This window comes from Butyricicoccus sp. AM05-1, from assembly GCF_003474415.1.
In the GTDB taxonomy this organism is placed as follows: Bacteria; Bacillota; Clostridia; order Oscillospirales; family Butyricicoccaceae; genus Agathobaculum; species Agathobaculum butyriciproducens.
This window is the reverse complement of the sequence record NZ_QUDG01000017.1, coordinates 25,926-33,609: the sequence shown is the minus strand read 5'-3', so window position 1 is coordinate 33,609 and position 7,684 is coordinate 25,926. Positions and strand designations below refer to the sequence as shown.

The 7,684-nt window shown below is 57.6% G+C and carries 9 protein-coding genes; 7 read left to right on the top strand and 2 right to left on the bottom strand.

Annotated features, from left to right (window positions below):
• The 3 genes from DW088_RS14875 to DW088_RS14865 form a co-directional block, all read left to right on the top strand.
• Window positions 1–405: collagen-like protein (locus DW088_RS14875; RefSeq protein WP_147356586.1), on the top strand; the 405-nt coding region annotated here is incomplete at its 5' end.
• Window positions 406–520: 115 nt separating this feature from the next.
• Window positions 521–709 carry a hypothetical protein gene (locus DW088_RS14870; RefSeq protein WP_118361764.1) on the top strand — a complete coding sequence of 63 codons (189 nt, stop codon included), beginning with the start codon at window positions 521–523 and terminating at the stop codon, window positions 707–709.
• A gap of 247 nt (window positions 710–956) precedes the next feature.
• On the top strand, window positions 957–2,780 hold the full coding sequence (locus DW088_RS14865; RefSeq protein WP_158574720.1) for a polysaccharide deacetylase family protein: 1,824 nt from the start codon (window positions 957–959) through the stop codon (window positions 2,778–2,780).
• A gap of 174 nt (window positions 2,781–2,954) precedes the next feature.
• On the opposite strand, the gene DW088_RS14860 is transcribed toward DW088_RS14865, so the two are convergent.
• Together DW088_RS14860 and DW088_RS14855 are read right to left on the bottom strand one after the other, a co-directional pair.
• Complete coding sequence (locus DW088_RS14860) at window positions 2,955–3,668, bottom strand: response regulator (RefSeq protein ID WP_118361760.1); 714 nt, start codon at window positions 3,666–3,668, stop codon at window positions 2,955–2,957.
• Complete coding sequence (locus DW088_RS14855; RefSeq protein WP_118361758.1) at window positions 3,665–4,744, bottom strand: sensor histidine kinase; 1,080 nt, start codon at window positions 4,742–4,744, stop codon at window positions 3,665–3,667. The genes DW088_RS14860 and DW088_RS14855 overlap by 4 nt, the downstream gene beginning before the upstream one ends.
• A 290-nt stretch (window positions 4,745–5,034) precedes the next feature.
• On the opposite strand from DW088_RS14855, the gene DW088_RS14850 reads away from it, so the two are divergent.
• From DW088_RS14850 to DW088_RS14835, 4 genes are read left to right on the top strand one after another with little or no spacing between them, the layout of a single operon-like run.
• A complete protein-coding gene (locus tag DW088_RS14850) occupies window positions 5,035–5,691 on the top strand; it encodes a site-2 protease family protein (RefSeq protein ID WP_147331152.1) in 657 nt (218 codons plus the stop codon).
• Between the two features lie 3 nt (window positions 5,692–5,694).
• Window positions 5,695–6,408: a segregation and condensation protein A gene (locus DW088_RS14845; protein WP_118361756.1), complete on the top strand. Its 714-nt coding sequence runs from the start codon at window positions 5,695–5,697 to the stop codon at window positions 6,406–6,408.
• Window positions 6,392–7,030, top strand: coding sequence for an SMC-Scp complex subunit ScpB (gene scpB / locus DW088_RS14840; protein ID WP_227109857.1), 639 nt, complete (start codon window positions 6,392–6,394; stop codon window positions 7,028–7,030). Before DW088_RS14845 ends, scpB begins: the two co-directional genes overlap by 17 nt.
• A gap of 6 nt (window positions 7,031–7,036) precedes the next feature.
• On the top strand, window positions 7,037–7,669 hold the full coding sequence (locus tag DW088_RS14835; RefSeq protein ID WP_118361754.1) for a DUF2953 domain-containing protein: 633 nt from the start codon (window positions 7,037–7,039) through the stop codon (window positions 7,667–7,669).
• Window positions 7,670–7,684 lie beyond the last annotated feature (15 nt).

Sequence of the window (7,684 nt, the reverse complement as noted above, 5' to 3'; positions counted from 1 at the left end):
CCGACCGGCCCGACCGGCCCCGCAGGTGAAGCAGGCGCAGTTGGCGCTACCGGCCCGACCGGCCCCGCAGGTGAAGCGGGCGCAGTCGGCCCAACCGGCCCGACCGGCCCCGCAGGTGAAGCGGGTGCAGTCGGCGCTACCGGCCCGACCGGCCCCGCAGGTGAAGCAGGCGCAGTCGGCCCAACCGGCCCCGCAGGTGAAGCAGGCGCAGTCGGCCCAACCGGCCCGACCGGACCTGCAGGTGAAGCAGGCGCAGTTGGCCCAACCGGCCCGACCGGACCTGCCGGTGCAAGTCCGGAACCGGCGGCATCGGTAGCAGACGCAACCGGTGCGGACGACATCGTTGCACGGTTCAACGAGCTGCTCAACAGTCTGCGCGAGGCGGGACTGCTCAGGCTGCCGTAACCGAACAGAAAGGGAGTGGAAACACTCCCTTTTTCTTTGCGCCGACATTCGACTTTATGCGCGGCTTGTGCTATACTGATAGCAGAAATATAACAGCAGGAAAGCAGGAAGTATCATGACAATTCTGAATTGTGAATGCGGAAACGAGATTTTCATCATGGATGAAACCGAAGCAACGGCTTGGCAGTGCGAGCAGTGCGGTCAGTGGTATGATTTCTTCGGTGTAAAGGTGCCCGACCCGGCAGATGTGCAGCCGAAAAAGTCGCCTCATCTTGTCAACTGGAGTGCAGGCGAGGATTTGTAAGGCAAAGCGCCGCGGCAGCGCGGACGGAACTCGCGCAAGGAACCGCGGCAGCGCGACCGGAGCCTGCGCAAGAAGCCGCTGCTTTCATTGTGCGGTGCTGCCGTAAGGCTGTCGTCAGAAAAGGACAGAAAAAGTGCGGGCGGAAGCTGTAAAAAGTAACAGAACTGTAACCTCGCTTTGTGTCGAAAGGTGGTATACTTATATCCTAGCAGCATATATTATAAAAAGGATAGGAAGGATGACAAAAATGGCATATGAATCGGCGCGGCAGGCGCCGCGCAGCCCGTATAAAAGAAGGCACAGACGCAGACGGCGCAACAGTCACTACGGTGTACTGTTTGCCCTGATCATTCTGATCATTGCGGTCATTTTCTTTGGTGTGCGGACGATCCGTTCGATTGTCGGAAACGTGGTCAGCAGCAACAACGTGCTGGTGTATCAGGTGGGAAACACGAATGCATATAAGAACGGCAAGACGATACAGGTTGACGCTGCGCCCTACCGTGACAGTCAGGGCAACGGCATGGCGTCCGTCAGCTCGCTGTGCGATAACCTCGGATTGGAGCTGAACTGGGACGAGAATGCCAAATCCGGCACGATCACGCTCAAAAAGACCGTGCTGACAATTAAGCTCAGTGATACAAACCTGCAGGTCGGTGACGCGACCGAAACCTTCGCCTCCGCACCGGTGGAGAAGAACGGCGTGGTTTATGCGCCGGTCAAGGATATCTGTCAGGCACTTTCGTGGCAGACCGGCGAGGTTGCCGCCGAAAACGGCGATCTGATCATCATCAGTCAGGCGAAAAAGGCGCTGACCGATAAGAAGATCGGTGAAATTACGGATGATGCGCTCAAGGTGCTCGGCCCGGCCGAGGGACAGGTGATGAGCGGCAGCATCGTTATGCGAGTCGGCTCGGATCAGCTGCTCTATGAAGGCAGCACCAAGCACATGGTGGAAGAAGGCAAAAAGCTGGGTGCAGGTGTGCTCGATCAGGACGGCACGGCGTATATCCCGCTCAAGGCTGCGATGACCGCGCTCGGCGGCAAGGCCGAGGACGACGGCAAGGGCGCATGGAATGTAACCTGCGGCGAATCCACCGCGACCGTGGATGCGGACGATGGCAAGACCAAGGTGGACGGCAAGCGCGCCTCCGGCAATGGCTTCTCCACCTACACGGATCAGGATAAGAACCGCTTTTACGTTTCTCCGCAGGTGCTTGCGGCGATCCTTGGCAAAACGTATACCGATCTCGGTGACGGCGTATTCTCGTTCACCGGCGTAACGCTTGACGGCTTTGACAGCCAGAAGGCATACCTCAAAAACATGAAGGATAAGCTGGGCGATGCCGTGGACGGCGATATTCCGGAGGCCGATGTCTATATCGCGCTGACGTTTGACGACGGCCCGACCGGCAAAAAGGATGGCTATCCGAACGGCCTGACCAACTATCTGCTGGACGGCCTCAAGCAGCGCGGCGCAGTCGCTACGTTTTTGATGGTCGGCGAGCGTGTCTCCGAGGTATCGGATGTGCTGCCGCGCATGGTAAACGAAGGCCATGAGCTGGGCAACCACACCATGAATCACCCGATGTGCCACCTGACCGGTCTGGGCACGGATGATATCCGCAGCCAGATTGACGATGCGACCAATGCGGTCAAGGATATTGCGGGGCAGGCACCGCAGGTGCTGCGTCCGGTAGGCGGCGGCGTCAACTCGGATGTCAAGGCGGTAGCCGCTGAGCTGAACTACCCGATCATCAACTGGAGCGTGGACACCGAGGACTGGAATTACCGCGATGCCGATCATGTGAAGAAGGTCATCGTGGAGCAGGCGCAGGACGGCGATGTTGTCCTGATGCACGACCTGTATGAGACTTCGGTTCGGGGTGCGCTGGCAGCGATCGACGAGCTGCAGAGCCGCACGGATAAGACCTACGCGTTTGTAACGGTCTCTCAGCTTGCCGCAATTCACGGCATCACGCTGGAGCCGGGCGTTGTGTATAACGCACTGAGCGACAAAGTCGCGCAGCAGATCGCAGACGGCAGCTATTCACCGACGGAGTTTACCTGAACAAAGAAATCCCGAACCAAACGGTTCGGGATTTTTGTTTAGGAATGGAGAATTGATAATGGAGGATTGAGAATTACGGAACCGCGCTATGCGCGGCATGAAATAACGCGCATGGCGCGATACCTCGTCGCAGCGCGGACGGAACTCGCGCAAGGATAGCGACATTTTCCATTCTCAATTTTCACTGTTTTCCGCCATACGATATCCCACGCCGACCTCGGTAAACAGGTACTCCGGTTCGGCAGGATTTTTCTCGATCTTGCGGCGGATATTTGCCATATTGACGCGCAGGATCTGGTTGTCACCGCCGGCTCGCGGTCCCCACAGCTCCTTGATGATGTAATCGTAGGTAAGCACCTTGCCGGCAAACTTGCCGAGCAGCGCGACGATACGGAACTCGCTGAGCGTGAGGTGGACATTCTCGCCGCGGACGAGCACCTGATGCTTATTATAGTCGATGGTCATTTCCCCGACCGTGTAGGTGCCCTCGCGGGCGATTTCGCTGTTCGCGGAGGTGGTTCTTGTGTGGCGGATGGCGGTGCGCACGCGCGCGAGCAGCTCGGCGGTGCCGAACGGCTTGGTCAGGTAGTCGTCCGCGCCGAGATCGAGCGCCTGCACCTTATCGTGCTCATGCGAGCGGGCGGAAACCACCACCACCGGCAGGCTCGACCACGAGCGCAGCTCGCGCAGGACGTCAATGCCGTCCATATCCGGCAGACCGAGATCGAGGATGACCAGATCCGGACAGTGCGAGGAGATCATGGTCTTCGCCTCGCTGCCCGAGCGGGCCAGCAGCGTTTCGTAGTCGTTGGAGTTCAAAATAGTGGAGATAAAGTGCGCAATGCTCTTTTCGTCCTCCACGATGAGTATTTTTTCTCGAATGTTCATTGCAGTTCCAGCTCCTTTTCTATCATCGGCAGACAGAAGATAAATTCTGCACCGCCGTCCTTATTTTGTGCGTGCATCGTGCCGCCGTGTGCGCGGACAATGGCGTTGCATACAGAAAGTCCCAGCCCCATATTGCGCTTGCCGTCTCCGGTGGGCGTGTCGCTGTGGCGCAGTGTTCCGCTGAACAGCACGGGCAGCAGCTTGGGCGGGATGCCGCCGCCGTTGTCCTGCACAGCAAAGACGGCGTTTTCGCCATCCTGATGCACAGAGAGCGCAATATGAGTGGTGTTTTTGCCGTGCCGAACGGCGTTTTCAAGCAGATTGGTCATGACCTGCTCGATGAGGATCGCATCCATCGGTACGATGAGCAGCTCATCCGGCACAGCCACCGATATCTTGACGTCGGGATAGTGCTTGCGGAATTTGCGGGCGACCTCGCCGAGCACCTCCTCGGCGGCCTCAGACTGCTTGGTGATCCGGGTGTCCTCGCCCATGCGGGTGATGGACAGCAGGTTTTCCACCACGCGGACCAGCCACTGCGCGTCATCGCGCACATCCTCGAGCAGTTGATGCTGCTGTTCGAGAGACAGGTCGGGCGTTTCCAGAATGGCCGAGGTTGAACCAATGATGGAGGTCAGCGGCGTGCGGATGTCGTGCGAGACCGAGCGGAGCAGGTTGGCACGCATTTTCTCGCGCTCGCTCTCCATGCGGAACTGCTCCTGCTGCTTGATCTTGGTGGTCATCGTGCAGGTGATGAGCGATACGCACAGCATGACGAAAAACGTCAGCGGATAGCCGGTCATCGTGAAGTTAAATTCCCAGTAGGGGAAGGTGAAGATGTAGTTGATGCCGATAACGCTCAGGAATGCGGCAAGCGTGCCGAACAGGTATCCGTTCGTGAAGCGCGAGGTGAGCAGCACTGCGAGAACGAATACCGGAGAGGCGAAGCCGTCACTGATGTCCGAGCGGCGCAGCAAGGTGCAGAGCACCAGTGCACAGATAAATATCGCCGCGAAAATAAGGAAATCCCGCAGCGTAAACGAGAATAAACGCGGTTTACCGTCCTGTCGTTTCATGTCGAAGCCTCCAAGTGCATAAATGTACAAGTTAATTATAGCAGATAATCCGTTAATGTGCTGCTAAAACTTACTGAGTGGATAATTATGCAGCAAAGATATTATCCATTCGGTAAGTTATCATGCAGGGCAGGGCACTCCGGAGCGCTCCGCCCTGCGATTAAACGACAAAATCCTGCCGAATGTTGTACAGAACAAATATTCGGGTGACAACAACCGCTATCTGTGTTATAATAATCCATTATAGGGTAATATAGAATCAGAATCACTGCAATAATGGAGGAAACAGCTTGCTTTGGAGAGCTTTGATGAGCGGCGATATCCGCTCCGCATTTATCACACTGGCGCTTTCGCTGCCCGCGATCGTGCTGTGCCTGTCCATCCACGAGACCGCGCACGGCGGTGCTGCCTATCTGCTCGGCGATCGTACCGCGCGTGATTCCGGCCGCGTAACGCTGTCGCCGATGGCGCATATCGACCCGATCGGTTTCCTGTGCCTGCTGCTGTTCGGCTTCGGCTGGGCGCGTCCGGTGCCGGTCAATATCGCCAATTTCAGGAACAGACGCTGGGGCATGGCGCTGACTGCGCTTGCCGGTCCGGTATCCAACTTTATCACTGCCTTTATCGCGTACTGCCTGTATTTTGTGGTGCGCATGAACATGACGAATACGTTCCTGTGGTCGCTGTCGCAGTTCCTGCTCATCGTTGCGAGCATGTCGGTCGGTCTGGGTGTGTTCAATCTCGTTCCGGTGCACCCGCTGGACGGCTCGCGCGTTGTTGACGCATTTATGCCGTTTTCGTGGTCACTCAAGCTGCAGAAGTACCAGAATATCATCTTTTTCGTGTTTATCGTGGCGCTCTGGTTCGGTTGGCTGGACGGCATTATGGATTGGGTCGGCAACGGCGTTCTCATGCTGGCGGTAAACTTCGTCAGCCTGTTTCTGTAAGCTATGGATTTTCATTTAGACAACTTTGACGGGCCGCTCGACCTGCTGCTGCACCTGATTTCCAAAAACAAGGTGAGCATTTACGATATCCCCATCGCGGAAATCCTTGAGCAGTACATGGCAGTTCTGCATGAGGCCGAGCACATGGATTTGGACGTTGCCGGTGACTTCATCGCAATGGCGGCGCAGCTGGTGTACATCAAGTCCAGGATGCTGCTGCCGAAGCACGAGGAGGACGAGGCCGAGGAGGACCCGAGAGCGGGTCTGGTCGAAATGCTGCTCGAGTACCAGAGACTCAAGAGTGCGACCGCGTTTTTTGCGGAAAAGAACGAAAACGGCCGTGATATCTACGTCAAACCGCCCGAACGGCAGAATGATGCGCCGGTGGAGTATCACCACACGGTAAACGATCTCATCCGCGCGGCAAACAAAATGCTGCGCCGCACCAAGCGCCGCCTGCCGCCGCCGGTGACCTCGTTTCAGGGCATTGTCGGGCGTGAGCCTGCACCGGTAGAGGGACGCGTCACCGCGATTCTCAAACGCTTTCTGTACCGGATGCGCGTGCCGTTTATGCGGTTGTTCGACGACGCGAGAAACCGCTCGGAGATTGTGGCTACCTTTCTGGCTGTGCTGGAATTATCCAAGACCCGCCGAATCCGTTTGGAAGGGGACGGCGAGGAGATGGAGCTGATGCTGACAAATGACAACACAAAATAACGGCAGCATGACGGCGCTCGAGGCCGGACTGGAGGCTGTGCTGTTCGCGGCAGGCGATGCGGTTACCATCGAACGGCTGTCTGCGGCGCTCGAGGCCGCTCCGGCGGAGCTGCTGGACGCGGCGGCTGCACTTGAGAACCGCTACGACTTCGAGAACCGCGGCATCATGCTGCTGCGTATCGAGGACAAGCTGCAGCTGGCGTCCCGGCCGATGTACGGGCCGTATGTGCGCCGCGTGACCGAATCGCGCAGACCGCCTGCGCTGTCGCCTGCGGCGCTTGAGGTGCTGACCATCATCGCATACCGCCAGCCGGTGACGCGTGCGTTCATCGACCAGCTGAGAGGTGTCGATTCATCGAACACGGTGAGCAGTCTGGCGGAAAAGGGGCTCATCGAGGAGGCCGGACGGCTGGACGTGCCCGGAAAGCCCATGCTGTTCCGCACGACCGACCAGTTCCTGCGCAGCTTTTCACTGGCAAGCATCGAGGACCTTCCGGCGCTGCCCGCACTCGAGGAAAACGAGCAGATGGAGCTGAACATGGACGGCACGCTGCACGAGACACCGCCCGGCGAGCAGCTGCGCTTCTTGAACGGCGAGCCTGTGCCGCCGGAAACGGAGTGACCGCCTATGGGAACGGTTTTACTCTGGATTTTAGGCATTCTGCTTGGAATTGTACTGTTGGCATTGGTGATTGTGCTGGTGCTGCTGAACATTCGGGCAGGCATTGAAGCCGTCGGCGTGACCGGCGAGGTGAGTGTGGAGGCACGGTATGGGCCGGTTCGCATTCCGCTGTACCCGAGACCGCGCCACCTGAAAAAGAAAAAAGATGAAACGGAAGCTGAGCAGAAGAAATCCGAGGAAAACGAAAAGAAAACGAGCGGAAAGCTCGGTCTTTCGCTGCCGAAGGACGGACTGGATGTCGGTGAGATCGCAGGCACGGTGCGCGATTTCCTTAGCGACCTGACCGACCGCCTGCGCATCAGCAGACTGCGGGCGCGCATCGTTATCGGCACGGACGATGCGGCGCAGACCGGTATTCTGCTCGGGCAGACTGCGGCGCTCTGCGGAATCATTGTTCCGTTCCTGGAGAATACTTTCGATATGCAGGATTACCATGTCAGCGCGGACGCGGACTTCAACGCTGACCATACCGAGTGGGCATTTACCGTAAACTGCTCGATACGGCCGATATCGCTCGTCAGAGTGCTGCTGCGGCATGGCAAGCCGATGTATAAGCTGTACAAGAAATATTTCAAATAATCAGTTAAAACGTAT

Bases quoted from the DNA above. Each gene is read 5' to 3' on its own strand.
- DW088_RS14845 (WP_118361756.1), top strand. From the start codon at position 5,695: ATGGATTTTCATTTAGACAACTTTGACGGGCCGCTCGACCTGCTGCTG.
- DW088_RS14835 (WP_118361754.1), top strand. From the start codon at position 7,037: ATGGGAACGGTTTTACTCTGGATTTTAGGCATTCTGCTTGGAATTGTA.
- DW088_RS14865 (WP_158574720.1), top strand. From the start codon at position 957: ATGGCATATGAATCGGCGCGGCAGGCGCCGCGCAGCCCGTATAAAAGA.
- DW088_RS14860 (WP_118361760.1), bottom strand. From the start codon at position 3,668: ATGAACATTCGAGAAAAAATACTCATCGTGGAGGACGAAAAGAGCATT.
- DW088_RS14870 (WP_118361764.1), top strand. From the start codon at position 521: ATGACAATTCTGAATTGTGAATGCGGAAACGAGATTTTCATCATGGAT.
- DW088_RS14855 (WP_118361758.1), bottom strand. From the start codon at position 4,744: ATGAAACGACAGGACGGTAAACCGCGTTTATTCTCGTTTACGCTGCGG.
- scpB (WP_227109857.1), top strand. From the start codon at position 6,392: ATGACAACACAAAATAACGGCAGCATGACGGCGCTCGAGGCCGGACTG.